This is a genomic window from Acidimicrobiales bacterium (assembly GCA_016794585.1).
Lineage (GTDB): Bacteria > Actinomycetota > Acidimicrobiia > Acidimicrobiales > DATDAH01 > JAEUJM01.
Genome location: JAEUJM010000001.1, coordinates 127,746 through 143,712, shown reverse-complemented (window position 1 = coordinate 143,712; position 15,967 = coordinate 127,746). Strand labels below are relative to the sequence as shown.

Below are 15,967 nucleotides of genomic sequence, written 5' to 3'. Positions count from 1 at the left end.
TCATTTGCCTGATCCACCCGGCCCATTGGCCTTCAGAGGGGTGGTCGGAGGGCCGTTTGGCAGACATGAACAACATGCGGACAGAGGAGGGAACGCACCTTCCGCTCGGTGACATGCACGTCGCCGACGAGATGGTGCCTCGAGTTTCCACGCTGATCGCGAAGGGGGCACTCCTACAGGACCGACGCCTTCAGGTGTCGGAGTCGGGCGAGGTCCGGTGGGTCGGTCCGACCACCACCATCTCCCGCATCTCGGCCGGGGGCGACGCCGCCTGATCGTCAGGGAATCCGGTCGCCCTTCGGGGTCGCGGGCCCGGACGAACCCACGATCAGACTGGACTGGAGGGGGCCCCGAAGGGGCCCCCTCTTCGCGTCCGGGGTGTGACACCAATCACAGCGCCAGGAATTTCTAGAACGCGTTCTACTCGGTACCGTGCTCCTTGTGAACACGATCACGAACTCCGAGCAGGCGGGACGCGTCGCCGCCCAGGCGTGGTTGGCCGGGGCCCTGCGCTGGGAGCGGGTCCTCGAGGACCTGCGCGAGGCAGATCAGAGCGCCGAGGACACGGCACAGACGCCGCCGGCCGCCGCGCCGCTGCGTCACCCCGAAGCCGCCTGAGCCGCTCCCGACCTTCACCCGGCCCCCCGCCGGGCCGACGGATCGACATGGGACGACGGCTACTCGCGGCGATCGCCGTTGCCGGCGTGGTCACCGCAACGACCCTCACCCCCGCGACGGCGCTCGCCGATCGGATCCAGGACGGCGACCCGCGGCGAGACACGCAGTACGCGCTCACCACCCTGCGCCTCCCCGCGGCCTGGACCCGGACCCAGGGTGCCGGGGTGTTGATCGCGGTCGTCGACACGGGCGTCGACCCACGCCACCCCGACCTCGCCGACCACCTGCGCCCCGGGGTCGATCTCGTCGACGGCGACGAGGACCCCGACGACCCCAACGGGCACGGCACCCACGTCGCCGGTCTCGCCGCCGCCGTGGGAGGCAACGGCGAGGGCATCACCGGCGCCGCCCCCGAGGCCGAGCTCCTCCCGGTGCGGGCCCTGCGGACCGACGGCTCGGGCTCGGCCCGCACCATCGCCGAGGGGGTCGACTGGGCCGTGGCCCACGGTGCCAGGGTGGTCAACCTCTCGCTCGGCGGAGACGGCCTCGCCCCGGCGCTGTTCACCAACGGCCCCTTGAACCGGGCCGTGCGCAACGCCGCCGAGCGCGGCGTGGTCGTGGTCGCCGCCGCGGGGAACGGGGCCGAGACCGAGACCGCCTACCGGCCGGGCGTACCGGTCGTGGTGGTCAACGCCACGGACGCCGGCGGGGACCCCGCCTCCTTCAGCACCTTCGGCGACCCCAGCGCGGTCGCCGCCCCCGGGGTGGACGTGCTGTCGACCGCCCCGGTCGCTCCCACGACCCGGTGGCCGAACGGCACCGACGGCTACGAGGCACTGGACGGCACCTCGATGTCGGCCGGGCTCGTGTCGGGGGTGGCCGCCCTCCTGCTGGCTCAGGGGCTGAACGCCGAGGAGGTCCGTGAGGTGCTCGTGACCACCGCCAGCAACCCCGAGGAGGACCCCCGCCTCGGCGCGGGCGTGGTGGACGCGGATGCCGCCGTGACCGAGGGGGCGGTGCGCCACCCCCTCGCGCCGGCGCCACCGGCGGAGGGCCTGGACGGCCGGTTCGCTCCCTGGCTCGCCCCCGTCGTCGTCGTGGCGGCCGCCGTCCTGCTGCCCGCCGCCGGCCTCGCCCTCGTGCGCCGCCGAGCTCGCGCGCCGGGCTGACGCACGCGCGCTACGGCCGCGGCGAGCCTCAGCGCAAGGCGAGCTCGAGGTGCAGCCCGAGGTGGTCGGAGAGGAACGGCAGCTCGTCGTAGCCCGGGACCCCCGGCTCGCGGGGGAACGCGAGGCGGCGAACGGCCCGGACCTCGACGGCGACCCCGTCCTCGCCGGTGGGCCGGCGCAGCCACGCGAAGTCGATCCGCTTTCCCGGCTCGTTCCCGTCCTCGGGGGGCGCGTCCGCCTGCGCCTGGTCCTCTCGTGAGGCCCGGTCGAGGCAGCGGTCGGGATCGTCGGGGTCGGCCACGGCGATGACCTCGGGCGCCTTGCGCAGGTCACACGTCCATCCCGGGCCGGTGCCGTGGGTCAGCCAGAGGTCGTCGAAGCCTGCGTCTCCCATGGCGCCGGTGAGGTCGGTGTAGGCCGAGCTCGGGTGCAGGGCGTCGATGTTGAAGTCACCCACGACCAGCGTGGCGTTGCCCGGGCGGTGGGTGCGGCGCACGAAGTCCAGCAACTCGTGGGCCTGCGCCTGGCGGAAGTCGGCCACGGCGGAGCGGTGATGGCGCTCACGGGGGACGAGCAGGTCGCCACCCCAGATCAGGTGGGTGCTGTAGACCTCGAGGTTGGCGGCGAGGCCCACGTCCACCTCGACCAGCAAGGCGCCCTTGTGGGCCCAGGCGTCGGCGTCCAGGAACCGGTGCCCGCGGGTGCGGTAGAGGTGCGTGGCGGTCCGGGCGACCGCATGGCCGTCGACCACGGTCAGCAGGCCGCTGGTCTTGACCAGGGGCACCCGCCGCAGGAGCACCGGTGGGCCCGCCGCCGTGCGGGGACGGCCATGGCGGCCGCCGCGCCCGTGCCATCCGGACACCAGGGCCCGGTGCTCGGACTGGTCGAACACCTCGCAGAGCGCGGCGACGTCGTAGCGGCCGGCCAGGCGCCGGCCCAGCTCGCGGGACCGGGCGTCGACCGCCGGCGCCGAGTGCAGGTAGCGCGCGCGGCCGGGCAGGGGCACCCGGGCGGCCCGCAGGAGGAACGCGTTGTAGAAGCAGCAGCGGAGCTCGACGGCGCCGGCGCGGGCCACGGTCAGCGGTCCTTCACTCGTCCGAGAGGTAGATGCTCTTGACCTCCGTGTAGGCCGTCAGCGCGTGCATCCCCAGCTCGCGACCGAGACCGCTGCGCTTGTGGCCGCCGAAGGGCATCTGCGGGTGCACGCTGCGGTTCGAGTTCACCGAGAGGACACCGGTGCGCACGCTCTTGGCGACGCGGATGGCCCGACCGACGTCGCGGGTCCAGAGCGAGCCCGAGAGGCCGTAGATGGAGTCGTTGGCGATGCGCACGGCGTCGGCCTCGGTGTCGAAGGGCAGCAACGCCGCCACCGGACCGAAGATCTCCTCCCGTGCCACCGTCATGTCGTTGTCGACGCCGCTCAGCACGCACGGACGGAGGTAGGAGCCGTCGGCCAGCGCGGGGTCGTCCGGGGCGTCCCCACCGGTGACGACGGCGGCGCCCTCAGCCGCACCCGACTCGACGTACCCGCGCACCGTGGCCCGCTGGCCCTCGGAGATGAGCGGCCCCATCTGCGTGGACTCGTCGAGGGGGGAACCCACCTTGATGGCCTCGGTGCGGCGCACGAAGGCCTCGACGAACTGGTCGTAGGCACCCCGCTCGACGAGCACCCGGCTCCGGGCGCAGCAGTCCTGGCCGGCGTTGCCGAACACGGCGCCGGCGAGCTCGTCGACCGCCCGGTCGATGTCGGCGTCGCCGAACACGATGCAGGCCGACTTGCCGCCCAGCTCGAGCGACACCCGGGCGATGTTCGGTGCCGATGCCTGGAGGATCGACGTGCCCGTGCCCGTCTCACCCGTGAAGGAGATCTTCGCCACGCGCTCGTCGCTCACCAGCGCATTGCCCACCTCGCCGCCGGGCCCGGGCAACACCGAGATGGCGTCCTCGGGCACGCCGGCCTCGACCAGCAGCTCGCCGAGCATGAGCGCGCTGAGGGGCGTGTACGACGCCGGCTTCAACACCACGGGGTTCCCGCAGGCGAGGGCGGGGGCGATCTTCCACGTGGCGATCATCAGCGGGAAGTTCCAGGGCACGATCAGCGCGCACACGCCGACCGGCTGGCGCAGGACCAGACCGAGTCCGGGGGCGGCGATGGGAGCCACCTCGCCCTGGAGCTTGTCGGCGGCGCCGCCGAAGTACTCGAGGGTGGCGGCCGCGGCCTCGACGACCTCCCAGCGGGCGTCGCCGATGGGCTTGCCGGCGTTGCGGGCCTCGACCTCGGCGAAGGCCTCGCTGCGCTCCCGGAGCAGGTTGGCGGCCCGGAGCAGCACCCGGCCCCGCTCGGTGGGCGACATCCGCGGCCACGGCCCCTCGTCGAAGGCCCGGGTCGCGGCGGCCAACGCGTCGTCCACGTCGGCCAGGCCGGCCTTCGCTACCGTGGCCATGGGCCGACCTGTGGCGGGCTCGTTCACCGAGAAGGTTGCACCCGACCGGGCCGGACGCCGCCGGCCGCCGATCAACAGCTCGTGGATGGTCTCGCTCATCGCTCCCGCTCTCGTCGCCATGGGCCGGCTCGCCCGGTCGTTCGCTGACCCTAGCGACCGAGCCTGCGCTCAAGGTCGCCCGTCGCACGCCGACGGAAGCCCCATGACCGTCCCGACGACCGCGCCCCCGCGGGCCTGGCGCGCCGTGCTGCTCGTGGTGGCCCTGTGCCTCGGGCTCTCGGCCTGCACCTCCGCCCAGCTCGCCGCCTTCCTCGCCGAGGAGCCCAAGCACCGCGACGCGCTCAGCGACCGACAGCTCCTGCGCCTCCGCGAGTGCGAGTCGAGCGACAACTACCAGGCCAAGAGCGCGAACCGGCGCTACTTCGGCGCCTACCAGTTCTCCCGCGCCACCTGGAACGACGTGGCCGGTCGCTACTACCCGTGGCTCGAAGGACTCGGTCCGCACAAGGGAAGCGTCGCCGAGCAGGACGCCATGGCCCGTGCCCTCTGGGACGAGCGGGGCGCCGCCCCCTGGCCGGTCTGCGGCCAACGCGTCGGGCCGGCCTGAGCCGCCATGGCCCGTTCCGGACGACCCCGCACGGGGCGCACCGTGGCGGGCTGGCTCGTGGCCCCGCTCGCCCTCGTCGGCCTCGGGGTGGCGACACCGCCTCCGGCCACGGTGCGCATCCACGTGGTCGTGGACCAACAGCCCGTCGCGGTGGGTCAACCGGCGACCGTGGGGCGGGCCCTGGACCTCGCCGGCGTGGCGCCCCGTGACGGCCGACTGCGCAGCGTCGTCTCGGGCCGGGTGATCCGGGGGGTCACCGACCCGGCGGTGATCACCCGCAATGGGGAAGCCACGACCCACGACCACCGGGTGCACGAGGGAGACGTGGTGCGCACCGCCGACGGCACCGACTGGGTGGAGGCGACGGTGAGCCGGACCGAGCCCATCGCCGCTTCCGGCCTGCCCGACGTGGAGCGCCACGCCTGGCGACCCGGCCGCGACGGGGTGCGGCGCGTCGTCGTCGGCGCCCACAGCGACGAGGCCGTGCGCTCCACAGTGGTGACCCCGGCGGTCGAGGCCTACGAGGTGCCGGGCCGGGTGGTCACCTTGTCGTTCGACGACGGGCCCCACGCCGAGTGGACCCCGCAGGTGCTCGACATCTTGAAGCGCCGCAACGTGCCGGCGGTGTTCTGCGTCGTCGGCGACATGGTCGACGCCCACCCCGACCTCGTGGCCCGCATCGCCGCCGAGGGCCACCGCCTGTGCGACCACTCCATCGACCACGCCGACCTGACCGACGCGTCGCCGGACGTGCTCGCCGCGGAGATCGGGCCGACGGCCGACCGCGTCGAAGCCATCACCGGTGAACGTCCCACCCTGTTCCGGCCGCCCTACGGCATCTTCACCGACGACGTCGTGGCCCAGGCGCACGAGCGCGACCTCCGGGTGCTCGGCTGGGCGGTCGACACCGAGGACTTCGCCCGGCCGGCACCCACCGCCCTGGTGACCGCCCTCCTCGACCAGGTCGAGCCCGGGGCCGTCGTGTTGTTCCACGACGGCGGAGGCGACCGCCAGACCACCGTCGACGCCCTGCCCTACGTGATCACCGGCCTGCGACGAGCCGGGTACCGCTTCGTGCTCCCCGGCCTCGGGCAGGACCCTCAGGAGCCGGAGGGCACCTCACCCGGGTGACGGCACCGCGCCTCGGGGCCGCCGAGCGACGCGCCGCGGTCGATCAGGCGACGATCTCGACGGGGGTGCCCACCGGGGCGAGGTCGCGGAGGCGCCACAGGTCGTCGAAGCTCACCCGGACGCAGCCGTTGCTGACGTTCTGTCCGAGGACCGAGTTGTCGCTCCAGCCGTGGATGGCGATCTGGCCGTTGCCCCCGGCGAAGCTCTGGAGGGCGTCGGAGAACCCGGCCACGCTGAGGATCCAGGGCGTGTAGTTCGTCTGCGCCACCGAGATGTCGACGTAGAAGTTGCCGAGGGGTGTGGGGGTGGCATCGGTCCCCACGGCCACCGTCATGGTGACGACCGCCTCGTCGCTGTGGCCGCGGAGGACCGTGAGCCGCCGGGCGCCGACCTCGACCCGGATGCGGTTCGGGACCTCCCTCGTCACGACGTCCACCTTGTCGATCCAGGCCTCCGTGCCGTTGGGGCGCTCGGGGATGGCCACCTTCAGCCGGTCACCGCGCTCCTCACGCACGAGGAACGCCAACGGGACGTTCTCGTCGGTGGGGTTGGGAAGCGCCGCCAGCGGCTGGGTGGCCGTCGGCGAGTCGAAGAGCTCGACCGACGGCACCCCTGCGTGGGCGGCCAGGAAGCCCTCGTCGGCGGGATCGACGGTGGTGCTCGTGGACGACGTGGTCGGCGGCGGCGGCTCGACCCCGGCGAGGGTCTCGGCCAGCGCCGACGTCTCCGTGGGCTGATCGGCACCGACGCGCAAGGCGATGGTGCCGGCGACCAGGAGCAGGCCGACCATCGACAGCACGAGCACGCGACGCCGGGTGGACATCGGTTCAAGGCTACCGACGCGGTCAACCGGGTCACCCGCGTCACCCGATGCCCACAGTGCGGCCGCCGCCCCGTAGCCTGGCCCGATGGCACTGAAAGTGGGCGAGCGGGCCCCGGACTTCGAGCTCCTCGACCAGCACGGCGCGACCGTCACTTTGGCGGGGCTGCTCGCCGACGGCCCCGTGGTGCTCTTCTTCTACCCGCAGGCGATGACCACGGGCTGCACCCGCGAGGCGTGCCACTTCCGCGACATCGGCGCCGAGTTCGAGGCCGTCGGCGCGCAGCGCATCGGCATCAGCGCCGACGCCGTCGACAAGCAGGCCGAGTTCGACGACAAGCACGGCCTGGGGTACCCCCTGCTGTCCGACCCGGACCGCACCGTGGCCAACGGCTTCGGGGTGTCACGCCGAGGCCCGCTCCCCAACAAGCGCGCCACCTTCGTGATCGGGACCGATCAGACCATCGTCGAGGTGGTCACCAGCGAGCTGAACATGAACGTCCACGCCGACAAGGCCCTGGCGGCCCTCGGCACGGCCGGCTGAGCCAGGGCGACCGCCCTCAGCGGGTGGGTTTGGTCCACCCGGTCAAGAGCTCGACGAGCTGCCCGTCGGGGTCGCGCACGAACACCGCCACCCCCACGTTCGTGTCGTCGAGCACCTCGCCCCCGTGGTCGCGCACCGTGGCGAGGGCCTCGTCGAGGTCGTCGACCCCCAGGGAGAGGTGGGTCAGCCCGGGCTGGTTGACCGGGCGGGGCACGGCGGGCGCAGCCTCCGGGCCGTCGCCGGCGAAGTGCATCAGCTCGAGCACGAAGCCGTCACGCTCGAGGTAGAGCGCGGTCATGCCCATGGGCGGGTCGAGGCGCAGGAGCGACGACGCCCCGTCGGGCACCTGGAGCTCACGCACCACGGCGAAGCCGAAGGCCTCGTAGAACGCCCTGGCGCGGTCCAGATCGCTGACACACTGCCCCACATGGTTGATGGTGACGCCCGAGCCGGCCATGGCTCGCCAGTGTCGCGCGTCGAGCCGCCGTCGTGGCTCGACGAGCTGGTGCTCGAGCCGGGCCCGCCCTGGCTGCACATGGGCCTGCGCACGATCGACGAAGCGGCCTGGCTGGCCGTCGACGACCGGCGCGAGGCCGAGCTCACGGAGAAGGCCCGCCTGCTGAGCCGGCGCCACGACGACGTGTTCGCCGCCCTGCCCGGCACCGAGGCCGCCGGCGCGGAGACGCTCGCCCTGGTCGAGGCGTGGCTGGCGACCCACCGGCCCGAGGGTCTCCGGAGCACGGCGGCGGCGCCGCCGCCGGCAGGGTGTCACCCCCTCGAGGCCGCGGCCCGACTGGTGCAGGAGGACCTGTGCCTCATGGCCGAGCGCGACGGCGACATCGCACTGGTGGCGGCGGCCCTCTGCTTCCCGTCGCACTGGCGCCTCGCCGACAAGATCGGGGGGTCGGCCGCCGCCATCCACGGCCCCGTCCCGCACTACGAGCAGGAGCTGCGTGCCAAGGTCGACCGCTTCCTCGAGCGGATCCCCGAGGGCCGCATCGTGCTGCGGCGCAACTGGGGGGTCCACGACCACGACACCCTCTTCGTGCCCGAGCACCCGCCGCCCCGCCCGGGCATCACGGCAGGGAACGCCGGCGAGCGCCTCTGGCTGCGCAGCGAGCGTCAGACCCTGCGACGGCTCCCGGGGTCGGGGGCCGTCCTGTTCACCATCCGGGTGCAGTTCGCACCCCTCCGGGTGCTCGCCAGCCGACCTGACGTGGCCGCGGCGCTGGCGGCGTCCGCACGAACAGGCGCCGCCGTGGGCCGGGACCGCGTCCCCGGAGGACACCTCGACGCGGCCTGCGCCTGGTTGGAGGCGCAGGCGACGAGGTGACGCCCGAGGCCGCACGACCGTCCGGACCGCAGGCGCAAACGGGTGACGGTGGGCCCAGCGCCCTCAGGCGTGGTGGCGCCCCCGAGCGTCGGTGGCCGGGTCACGCGGTGACGATCCGATGTCCGGTCGGCCGGCGGCGTCGACGGTTTCCCCCTCCAGCTCGGGTACCCGGCCCCCCAGGTAGATGACGCCGGCGGTGCCTCCCGCGAGTGCACCGGCGATCGCGGCCACCAGCAGCCGCCAGCCCAGCGCCAGACCGCCTCCCCAACCGAGGAGGCCGAAGGGCAGCAGCAGGACCATGCCGAGCGCCCCGCCGACCAGTGCGCCGATGACGAAGCCCTTCCACTGGCCGTCGGTCATGGGCCCCAGGCCGGGGCCCGCCCAGGAGCCGTTGATCTCCTCACGCTGCTCCCGGATGGCTTCGCGCACGTCGTCGCGCACGTCCTCGGAGCGGGCGTGCTTGCGGGCGTGCTCCGGCGCCGTCGCCCGGTCGGTCGCCCGTTCCAGCTTCTCGATGTGGTCGGCCATGGTCGGTCACTACCCGCGCCACGCTCCCGGAGAACGTGCCGACGCGGGCGGCGCCGGTCAGAGCGTGCGCAGCAGGTACTCGCTCATGGTGTTGACCCGCAGCGTGGAAAGATCCGTGAGCTGGCTGACGCTCTCCAACATGGTGGTCAGGTTGGCGTTCAGCTCGTCCTGATCGCTCGCCGTGTAGAAGAGGAACGGATCGGTGACGTGCTCGGCGCTGGGCCAGGCCTCTTCCACGATGGCCTTCCAGGGTGGGGCGCCGTGGGTGAGCGGTCGCACGACCTCGTTGCGGACGTAGCGCGTCCGGGGCTGCATGGCCTCGGACATCGGGGACTGGTGGCCGTGCCAGTGCTCGATCCAGGCCTCGTAGTCCGCGCCCTCGGGCATCTCGAGACAGGTCACGGTGAGCAGGCCCCGGGAGCGCTCGCCATCGGGCCAGTCGCGCGGCGCGGCGTGGGCGTTGCCCCCATAGTCGGTGTACAGCGACTCGACCACGAGGTACCCGTCGTAGTCAGGCACCAGCTCGTCGAGCAGCGCCTCGACGGGCCCTCGCTGCTGGTAGTTGTCCAACCAGACCGAGACCAGCGCCCGGAAGGTGGGCTCGTCCTCGGGGGCCGGCACGGGTGGCGGAACGTCCGAGTCGGAGTCGTCCACGTCGACCGTGAGGGCGAGCGCGCCGGCCTCGATGAAGCGGTCGGCGGCGGCCACCAACGCGTCCCGCAGCCCGTCACCCTGCCCGCGCGCGGGGTCCCGCACCACGTACATCACCTTTTCCATCTGCTGTGTCCCTCCTTCGTCGGGACGGCTTCGCCATTCGGTTCGTCCACGATGCTGCTCCACTCCGTTGCGCATCGTCATGCTTCGTCGGGACGGCTTCGCCGTTCGGTTCGTCCACGATGCCGCGCTCGGCGCCGGCTGCAGCCTCCCACGTCCGGGGACGCCCCCTGTCAGGGCGAGGGGCGGAAGGGCACGGTCGAGGGCGCCACCGAGGGATCGGCCCAGGCGGCCGGGTCGATCGCGAGCCGGTAGTCGAACCGGGCGAAGGGACCGCGGCTGACGGGCTCGCGCGGGTTGAAGGAGCCATCGGAGCCGACCATGACCCCGTGGTGCACCGCCCACGTGACGGCGTCATCGGCCCACGCCGGCACGTCGTCGAGGCCGTGCGGCGGGAACGAGGTCACGTCCTGGGATCCGGCCACCCGGTAGAGGGCGACGGCCACCTGCACACGGGTGCTCGGGTCGCCGGCACCGAAGACGGTCGGCGTCCGCGGGGCGAGGATGCTGGTACCGACCGCCCACCGCACCGCGTCCTGCTGGGCGGCGGGGACGTCGGTGAAGGCGACGGGCGGGAGGGACGACACGTCCGGGGTGCCCGCCTGGCGGTACAGCGTCAACGCCAGCTTGCCGCGGGTCAGGACGAGCCTCGGGAGAAACGCGCCCCCTGCGTAGGGATCCATCAGCGCAGGATCGTTGACGTGGCTCGACACCCAGCGCACGGCGGCGTCGTACTTGCCCGGCACGTCGGTGAAGTGGTGCTCCGGGTACACGGCCTCGATGGCGCCGATGTCGCACGGACCCTCGATCGGGAACGGCCGGTCGAGCTGTCGCTGGTCGAACGGCTCGCGGCACTCGTCCACCGGGATGGCGTCGACCAGCGGCGATCCCGCGAGGGGGAAGCGCGTGGGAGTCGCTCGGCCGTTGTCGCGCACCGGGCCGAGTCGGGGGTCGGCGCCCCCGGTCACGTCGGTGCCGGTGCCGGGGTTGCACGTCGTGTCGGTCGAGTAGTTGTACCCCTCCGACACGGGCGCCTCCGGGAACGAGCAGTTCGACGGGCCGTTCGCCTCGGCGAGGACCGAGCCGAACGAGTGGAGCGCCCCGAAGCCGGCGGCGTTGGCCCCCACGCCCGAGGTGTTGTCGGTGACGGTCGCGTGCTCGAGGGTCATCGTGCCGGCCGAGGCGACCCCACCGCCGCCGATGCCTGCCTCGTTGCCGGACACCGTCGAGTTGCGCAGGGTGAGGGTCCCTTGGGAGCCGGCCCCGCCGCCGTACACGTCGGCCACGTTGTCGAGGAGGGCCGAGCGCTCGATGGTCAGGGCGCCGCCCGCCGCCTCGACCTCGACGGCCCCACCGGAGTCGTCGCTCACCCCGTGCTGCAGGACCAGGTCCACCACCGAGACCGAGGGCGAGACGGTGGCCCGGAGGATCTGCCCGCCGCCACCGCCGTCGATCCCCGCCCCCGGCACGCCGCGCACCTCGATGGGCTGGTCGCCGCTGTAGACGACGTCGCCGCCGGTCAGCGACACCCGCTGCTCGTCGAGGTCGATGCGGACCGGCCACGGCGCCGCCGACGCGTCGGTGACCGCCTGGCGGTACGAGCCCGGGCCGGCATCGGCGCCGGTGGTCACCACGGCGCCCCAGCCGCGCTCGACCGCGCCGAGATCGCATGCCCCGGCCACCGGCCGGCGCACGCCCCGCTGGTCCGCCGGGTAGCAGAACAGGTCGGACAGGGGGTCGCCGCCGGGGCCGGCGTCGACCAGCGGCGAGCCCGGGGCGGGCATGCGGGTCGGCGTCGGGCCGCCGTTGTCGGCCAAGGCTCCGAGGCCGGGATCAGCGGGGTCGACGACGTCGAACCCGCAGGAGGGGTCGGACGCGAGGCTCCCGTGGTCGTTGGAGGCGCCGACGGCGCAGGCGACGCCGCCGCCCAGCGGGTTGGCCACGACCGATCCGCCGGCGATGAGCGAGTCACGGACCCGGACGGAGGCGTTCGGCGACGAGTTGTCGACGACGGTGGACGCGGACAGGTCGAGACCGCCGGTCGAGTGGAGCGCGGCCCCGCCGGTGCCGGAGGAGTTCCCCGTGAAGGTGCTGCGAGCGGCGCCCAAGCGGTACTGCGCGTGGACCGCGCCGCCGGCGCCGATGCTGTGGTTCTCGTCGAACGTGCTCTGGCCGATCTCCACGAACGCCGCCGAGATCGCACCACCTCGCCCACTGGTCGAGTTGCCCGTGAAGCGACTGCGACGCACGACGAGCCGGCCCCATCGGTCGGCGGCGTCCGCGGTCGCGGTGATCGCGGAGCCGCGGAAGCCCATGAGCGTGAGGTCGAGGACCTTCACCGTCGGTCCGCCCTCGACGCGCAGGAAGGGCCGCTCCGCCGTGCCACCGTCGACCCGGTGCCCGTTGCCGTCGACCGTGAGCGAGCGGGAGCCGTCGTAGATCGGCCACGCCGAGCCGCTCATCGCGAAGTCCGCCGTGACCTCGATGCGGTTCGCGCCCGCGCCGGCGAGCGCCGACAGGTCCGAGAGCGCCTGGCGGTACCCGGCGGCGTCGGCGACCGACACCACCGTCGACTCCGGCGACGCCGCGGCGCCTGCGGTACTCGCGCGGCCCGCCCCAGCGGGCACCATGGGCACGAGGGCCAACGCAATCGACACCGCCAGCGCAGCCGCCCGGTTCGGTCGTCTCGTGATCGCGGTCATCGTGTGCTCCTCCGGTCAGGCAGGTCCCACGACCTCATCGTCCGGGGAGGAGGGGGATCCGCCAAGGGCTGGAGGTCACAACCTGACGACGGGGCGGCTGGGACCGCTTAACGTCGGGAGGATGCGCACGGCAGACATGAACAAGGCGCTCATCGAGCGCTTCTGGGCGGACCTCTACCGGCGGGACTTCGACGCCGTGGGCGCCTACTTCACGCCCGACGGGCAGTACACCGACGTGTTCACCCCCGACGAGGACCTCGCGGTCGGCCCCGCCCAGATCGCCGCCCGCCTCCGGCTCGGGCTCGAGCCCCTCGAGGGCATCTTCCACCACCCGGGTCGCATCGTCGCCGACGAGCAGACGGTGATGACCGAGCACGCCGAGGAGTGGCACTGGCACACGGGCGAGTGCTTCACCGTGAGATTCGTGTCGGTCCACGAGATCGACTTCGACGGGCGCATCACCCGGTGGTGGGACTACCCCGACCTCCAGGGGCTCCTCGACGCCGCGCCCTTGTGGTGGATGGAGCACATCATGGACGGCTACTCGAAGACCGGCATCGACCACACGCCCGAGGACCCCACGGGCTCCGACAGCTGAGAGACTGAGCGGCACGCGAGGGGCTCGCCCGGCGGCGGCGACGCTGCGCAACGGAGTGGAGCAGCAGCACCGACGAACCGGATGGCGAAGCCGTCCCGACGAAGGAGGGACACAGCAGACATGTTCGACATGGTCATCAAGGGGGGAACGCTGGTCGACGGCACGGGGGCCGAGGCCCGCCGCGCCGACGTCGGCGTCAAAGACGGGGTGGTCACCGAGGTGGCGCCGGCCATCGAGGCGGACGCGGCCGAGACCATCGACGCCACCGACCAGTTGGTCACGCCGGGGTTCGTCGACATCCACACCCACTACGACGGCCAGGCCACCTGGGACACCTCGCTCGACCCGTCGGCGGGCCACGGGGTGACCACCCTGGTCATGGGCAACTGCGGGGTCGGCTTCGCTCCCGTGCACCCGGGCCAGGAGGACTGGCTCATCCAGCTGATGGAGGGCGTCGAGGACATCCCCGGCACCGCGCTGGCGGAAGGCATGACGTGGGGCTGGGAGACGTTCCCCGAGTACCTGGACGCGCTCGACCAGCGGCACTTCGCGGTGGACATCGGCGCCCAGATCCCCCACGGCGCGGTGCGCGGCTACGTGATGGGCGACCGGGGCGCCCGCAACGAGCCCGCCACGCCCGAGGACATCGCGGCGATGGCCGACATCGTGCAGGAGGCCGTTGAGGCCGGTGCCCTCGGCTTCTCCACCTCGCGCACGATCGCCCACCGGGCCATCGACGGCGAGCCCGTCCCCGGCACGTACGCGGCCGAGGACGAGCTGTTCGGCATCGGCCGGGCCATGGCCCGCGGCGGTGCCTCCATCTTCGAGCTCGCCCCCGCAGGGGTGGACGGACTGGACCTCTCGCCGGCCGCGGCGGAGATGAGCTGGATGCGACGCCTGTCCGGCGAGATCGAGCGACCCGTCACCTTCATCGTGTTGCAGGTGGACCTCGCCCCCGACCTCTGGAAGATGCAGATGGAGGAGTCGGTGAAGGCCCTCGACGAGGGGGCCGAGATCTACCCGCAGATCGCCAACCGCCCCTTCGGCATGCTCATCGGCTTCCAGACCCACCACCCGTTCGCCCGGCGCCCGTCGTACCTGGCCATCGCCGGCCTGCCCCTCGACGAGCGCATCCGCCAGCTGCGCGAGCCGAAGGTGCGGGCCGCCATCCTCGCGGAGGAGGACGCGCCCGGTGACGGCAGCCTGTGGGACGGCCTGCCGGCCTTCCTGCGCACCATTCCGCAGAAGCTGTTCGTCATGGGCGACCCGCCCGAGTACGAGCCCACGCCCGACCAGTCGGCGGGGGCGCTGGCCGAGGCCGCCGGGGTCACCGCCGACGAGAAGGTGTACGACCTGCTCTGCGAGGACGAGGGCCGCGCGCTCCTGATGCTGCCGCTGTTCAACTACACCCACGGCAACCACGACGTCCTCCGCGAGCAGATGACCCACCCCCGGGCCGCGCTGGGGCTCGGCGACGGCGGCGCCCATTGCGGGATGATCTGCGACGCCTCCCTGCCGACCTATGGGCTGACCCACTGGGCCCGGGACCGCAGCCGCGGGCCGCAGCTGTCCCTCGAGTCCGTCGTGCAGATGCAGACGCAGCGCACCGCCCAGCTCTACGGCCTCGGCGACCGGGGCACGGTCGAGGTGGGCAAGCGCGCCGACCTCAACGTGATCGACCACGCCGCGCTCACCCTGCGCTCGCCCCGCCTCGCGCACGACCTGCCCGGTGGCGGCCGGCGCCTCCTGCAGGAGGCGTCGGGCTACACCGCCACGGTCGTGGCCGGCGCCGTCACCCGGCGCAACGGCGTGGACACCGGTGCCCGGCCGGGCCGCCTCGTGCGCGGCCAGCGCTGACCGGCCCCAACCGGACGGAGCCCCCGCCATGGCCCTGACGCGCCCCGCCAAGATCGACGGCGACGACTACGACGAGCAGCTCCACGCCCTGCACCTCGAGCTGGTCAAGCTCCAGCAGTGGGTGATCGCCTCGGGCGCTCGGGTGGTGATCCTGTTCGAGGGCCGCGACGCCGCCGGCAAGGGCGGCACTATCGACACCTTCCGGGAGCACCTCGCCCCCCGCCAGGCCCGTGTCGTCGCGCTGCCGAAGCCCAACGACGCCGAGAAGGGCCAGTGGTACTTCCAGCGCTACGTGGCGCAACTGCCCACCGCCGGCGAGATCGTCTTCTTCGACCGCTCCTGGTACAACCGCGCCGGCGTCGAGCCGGTGATGGGGTTCTGCACCGAGGAGCAGCACCGGCTGTTCCTGCGCCAGGCCCCCGAGGTGGAGCAGGCTCTCGTCGAGGACGGCACCCACCTCTTCAAGCTCTACCTCGACGTCGACCGCGACCTCCAGGCCGAGCGCCTCCAGGAGCGCCGCGAGGACCCGCTGAAGGCGTGGAAGATCAGCCCCATCGACGAGGTGGCCATGGAGAAGTACGACGCCTACACCCAGGCGCTGCACACCATGCTCGACGCCACCGACACCGAGTGGGCCCCCTGGACCGGCGTGAACGCCAACCGCCAGAAGGTGGCCCGCCTCCACGCCATCCGCCACGTGCTCCACGCCCTGCCCTACGACGGCAAGGATCCCGCCGCCGCGGCGGCGCCCGACCCCACCATCGTGGCCCCCGCCCGCTCCCTCCTCCTCTGAATCGCCCTTCGTTGGAGGAAATACCCCCCGGATTCCGGGGGATATTTCC

General features: G+C 73.2%; 17 protein-coding genes. 10 read left to right on the top strand and 7 right to left on the bottom strand.

Translation table 11 applies throughout. The features are described from left to right. Positions 1 to 113 precede the first annotated feature (113 nt). The 3 genes from JNK12_00610 to JNK12_00600 all read left to right on the top strand — a co-directional run bounded on the left by JNK12_00610 (position 114) and on the right by JNK12_00600 (position 1,787). Complete coding sequence (locus JNK12_00610) at positions 114 to 275, top strand: hypothetical protein (protein MBL8774391.1); 162 nt, start codon at positions 114 to 116, stop codon at positions 273 to 275. Between the two features lie 166 nt (positions 276 to 441). Then, positions 442 to 618, top strand: coding sequence for a hypothetical protein (locus JNK12_00605; protein ID MBL8774390.1), 177 nt, complete (start codon positions 442 to 444; stop codon positions 616 to 618). Positions 619 to 665: 47 nt separating this feature from the next. Next, on the top strand, positions 666 to 1,787 hold the full coding sequence (locus tag JNK12_00600; GenBank protein MBL8774389.1) for a S8 family serine peptidase: 1,122 nt from the start codon (positions 666 to 668) through the stop codon (positions 1,785 to 1,787). Between the two features lie 28 nt (positions 1,788 to 1,815). On the opposite strand, the gene JNK12_00595 is transcribed toward JNK12_00600, so the two are convergent. Next, entirely contained in the window at positions 1,816 to 2,862 is a 1,047-nt protein-coding gene (locus tag JNK12_00595; GenBank protein ID MBL8774388.1) for an endonuclease/exonuclease/phosphatase family protein, read from the bottom strand. A gap of 13 nt (positions 2,863 to 2,875) precedes the next feature. Further along, entirely contained in the window at positions 2,876 to 4,330 is a 1,455-nt protein-coding gene (locus JNK12_00590) for an aldehyde dehydrogenase (GenBank protein ID MBL8774387.1), read from the bottom strand. A 103-nt stretch (positions 4,331 to 4,433) separates the two neighbouring features. Between JNK12_00590 and JNK12_00585 the strand changes: the two genes are divergently transcribed. Together JNK12_00585 and JNK12_00580 are read left to right on the top strand one after the other, a co-directional pair. After that, entirely contained in the window at positions 4,434 to 4,838 is a 405-nt protein-coding gene (locus JNK12_00585) for a transglycosylase family protein (GenBank protein ID MBL8774386.1), read from the top strand. Positions 4,839 to 4,880: 42 nt separating this feature from the next. Next, a complete protein-coding gene (locus JNK12_00580) occupies positions 4,881 to 5,969 on the top strand; it encodes a polysaccharide deacetylase family protein (GenBank protein MBL8774385.1) in 1,089 nt (362 codons plus the stop codon). A 43-nt stretch (positions 5,970 to 6,012) separates the two neighbouring features. Here the strand turns inward: JNK12_00580 and JNK12_00575 are convergent, their stop codons facing one another. After that, positions 6,013 to 6,792, bottom strand: coding sequence for a L,D-transpeptidase (locus JNK12_00575; protein ID MBL8774384.1), 780 nt, complete (start codon positions 6,790 to 6,792; stop codon positions 6,013 to 6,015). 91 nt (positions 6,793 to 6,883) lie between these two features. On the opposite strand from JNK12_00575, the gene JNK12_00570 reads away from it, so the two are divergent. Further along, positions 6,884 to 7,333, top strand: a complete 450-nt coding sequence (locus JNK12_00570) for a peroxiredoxin (protein MBL8774383.1) — start codon at positions 6,884 to 6,886, stop codon at positions 7,331 to 7,333. 16 nt (positions 7,334 to 7,349) lie between these two features. Here the strand turns inward: JNK12_00570 and JNK12_00565 are convergent, their stop codons facing one another. Beyond that, positions 7,350 to 7,790, bottom strand: coding sequence for a VOC family protein (locus tag JNK12_00565; protein MBL8774382.1), 441 nt, complete (start codon positions 7,788 to 7,790; stop codon positions 7,350 to 7,352). Positions 7,791 to 7,799: 9 nt separating this feature from the next. Here JNK12_00565 and JNK12_00560 point away from each other — a divergent pair, with 9 nt between their 5' ends. Further along, the gene (locus JNK12_00560) at positions 7,800 to 8,666 is read left to right on the top strand and encodes a DUF3445 domain-containing protein (protein MBL8774381.1); all 867 of its coding nucleotides are present in this window, start codon (positions 7,800 to 7,802) and stop codon (positions 8,664 to 8,666) included. A 63-nt stretch (positions 8,667 to 8,729) separates the two neighbouring features. Here JNK12_00560 and JNK12_00555 read toward each other — a convergent pair whose 3' ends face one another. The 3 genes from JNK12_00555 to JNK12_00545 form a co-directional block, all read right to left on the bottom strand. Next, on the bottom strand, positions 8,730 to 9,194 hold the full coding sequence (locus tag JNK12_00555) for a hypothetical protein (GenBank protein ID MBL8774380.1): 465 nt from the start codon (positions 9,192 to 9,194) through the stop codon (positions 8,730 to 8,732). Positions 9,195 to 9,251: 57 nt separating this feature from the next. Continuing rightward, the gene (locus JNK12_00550; protein ID MBL8774379.1) at positions 9,252 to 9,971 is read right to left on the bottom strand and encodes a hypothetical protein; all 720 of its coding nucleotides are present in this window, start codon (positions 9,969 to 9,971) and stop codon (positions 9,252 to 9,254) included. 170 nt (positions 9,972 to 10,141) lie between these two features. Beyond that, positions 10,142 to 12,670 (bottom strand): S-layer homology domain-containing protein, encoded by a 2,529-nt coding sequence (locus tag JNK12_00545; GenBank protein MBL8774378.1) that lies wholly within the window; start codon positions 12,668 to 12,670, stop codon positions 10,142 to 10,144. Positions 12,671 to 12,791: 121 nt separating this feature from the next. Between JNK12_00545 and JNK12_00540 the strand changes: the two genes are divergently transcribed. From JNK12_00540 to ppk2, 3 genes are all read left to right on the top strand, one after another. Further along, on the top strand, positions 12,792 to 13,268 hold the full coding sequence (locus JNK12_00540) for a nuclear transport factor 2 family protein (protein ID MBL8774377.1): 477 nt from the start codon (positions 12,792 to 12,794) through the stop codon (positions 13,266 to 13,268). 120 nt (positions 13,269 to 13,388) lie between these two features. Then, the gene (locus JNK12_00535) at positions 13,389 to 15,125 is read left to right on the top strand and encodes an amidohydrolase family protein (GenBank protein MBL8774376.1); all 1,737 of its coding nucleotides are present in this window, start codon (positions 13,389 to 13,391) and stop codon (positions 15,123 to 15,125) included. A 28-nt stretch (positions 15,126 to 15,153) separates the two neighbouring features. Continuing rightward, on the top strand, positions 15,154 to 15,918 hold the full coding sequence (ppk2, locus tag JNK12_00530; protein MBL8774375.1) for a polyphosphate kinase 2: 765 nt from the start codon (positions 15,154 to 15,156) through the stop codon (positions 15,916 to 15,918). The last annotated feature ends 49 nt before the right edge of the window (positions 15,919 to 15,967 follow it).